The sequence below is a fragment of the Arthrobacter sp. HMWF013 genome (assembly GCF_003061105.1).
Lineage (GTDB): Bacteria > Actinomycetota > Actinomycetes > Actinomycetales > Micrococcaceae > Arthrobacter.
On record NZ_QAIQ01000409.1, the window covers coordinates 1 to 1861 of the forward strand.

General features: G+C 67.3%; 3 protein-coding genes. All 3 read right to left on the minus strand.

The annotated features are described in order from the left end of the window. Positions 1 to 99 precede the first annotated feature (99 nt). On the minus strand, positions 100 to 771 hold the full coding sequence (locus DBR22_RS15200) for a 4a-hydroxytetrahydrobiopterin dehydratase (protein ID WP_108599720.1): 672 nt from the start codon (positions 769 to 771) through the stop codon (positions 100 to 102). A gap of 62 nt (positions 772 to 833) precedes the next feature. Then, on the minus strand, positions 834 to 1655 hold the full coding sequence (locus tag DBR22_RS15205) for a thiazole synthase (RefSeq protein WP_108599721.1): 822 nt from the start codon (positions 1653 to 1655) through the stop codon (positions 834 to 836). A 4-nt stretch (positions 1656 to 1659) separates the two neighbouring features. Next, a partial coding sequence (thiS, locus tag DBR22_RS15210; protein WP_108599722.1) for a sulfur carrier protein ThiS occupies positions 1660 to 1861 on the minus strand: 202 nt, incomplete at its 5' end.

Below are 1861 nucleotides of genomic sequence, written 5' to 3' on the forward strand. Positions count from 1 at the left end.
GTCATCTACCTTGGCCGGGCACGCACCCGCCACGACACCATGCGGCTGACACAGGCCCTCAGGCTGTAGCCGGCGCTCCGGATCGGCGCGGTGCGCCGCTCAGGACGGGCGCTCCGGCTGGGCGCCTGCCTCGGTGCATACGCAGAGCCGGTTTCCCTGCGCATCCGTGACCACCACCCAATCGGGTGCGTGGTCATGGTTCATTAAGGCCCCGGTTGCCGCGGTCTTCTCAAGGACCGGCCCGGATTCGGCCTGGCTCCAGTGCACATCCAGATGGAGCCTGTTGTTGTTGGGCGTCCGGGTCTCCTGGAACCAGATGTTCGGCCCACGGCCGTATGGGTCCACCAGATCCCCGCCCGCGGTCTTTTTATATCCCAGCGCGACCCGCCAGACGTCGGCGATTTCCGCGGGGTCAGCTGTATCGATGGCGACCTCCACCGTCCGGAACAGCCCGGGCTGGGCCTCAGCGCCCACTGCGGCAGCGGCGGCACTGGCTGCCTCCGCAGCGGCAACATCATGCCCGGTGACCTCGCCCCCGGCGTCGTGGGAGGTGTAGCGGATGAACACGCGGTTGTACCGCCAGTCCAGATCAGGGTGATGGTTCAGTTCCTCCGCGGAACGTCCGACGGCGGCAATCAGCTCGAGTGCCGCGGCCGACGTCGGCGCCTTGTAGACAGTGACCAGGCCACCCAGCCGGTACCGCCAGTCCGGCAGTGTTGCCAGGACGGCGTCGATATGGTCCCTGGTGAGTATGTCTTCCTTGCCGGCCACAGCGGCCTCCTTGGCTCGCGCTCCAGAGCCCGGCCCGGCGGACGACGGCAGCAGGCACCTGCCTAGAGGAACTCTGCCCGGCCTTCCATGGCCGATGACGCCAGGGCGTGCTCGCGGCGCGGTATCCTGCCGGCCGCTTTCGCCAGCCTACCGGCGATAACGGCGTGTTTGAAGGCTTCGCCCATCAGGGCCGGGTTCTGGGCGCGCGTGACCGCGGTGGCCAGCAGTACCGCATCGCAGCCCAGTTCCATGGCCAGTGCAGCGTCCGATGCCGTCCCGATGCCGGCGTCCAGCACCACGGGAACCGATGCCCGGGAAACAATCAGTTCGATGTTGTGCGGGTTGAGGATGCCCAGACCCGTCCCGATCGGAGCGCCCAGCGGCATCACAGCAGTGGCACCGAGGTTCTCCAGCCGAAGGGCAAGGACCGGGTCATCGTTGGTATAGGCGAAAACCTTGAAACCCCGGTTCACCAGCTGTTCCGTGGCGTCAAGCAGCTCCACGGCGTCCGGCAGCAGGGTCTGTTCGTCGGCGATGACTTCCAGCTTGATCCAGTCGGTCTCGAGCGCCTCGCGGGCCAGTTCAGCCGTCATGACCGCATCGCGGGAGGTGAAACAGCCTGCCGTGTTGGGCAGGACCCGGATCTGGTGGTCCACCAGGAGCTGGAACAGGGATCCCGATTCGGCCGGCGAATAGCGCCGCATGGCCACCGTGGTCAGTTCGGTGCCCGAGGCCAGCAGTGCCGCGCCCAAGCCGTCCAGGCTCGGGGCGCCACCGGTGCCCATGATCAGGCGGGAACCGAGCCCGACGCCGTCGATGATCAGGGGGTCGTTGGGCACTGCCTTTTCTTTTCCACGTGTGGGGATGGTGCCGGTTTCCGTCATGGTGTCAGCCTCCCTGGACTGCAGTGACGAGTTCGACGTCGTCACCCTCGGCGAGCGCTGTGACGAACCACTGGCTGCGGGGTACTACTTCGGAATTGCGGGCCACGGCCACACCAAGTTTCCGGCCGTCGGTCGCCTGGCCGCTGGCTGAGAGGGGACGGCCGGTGACCTGGCTGACCAGGGCGGTGATGGAGGCGTCGTCGGCC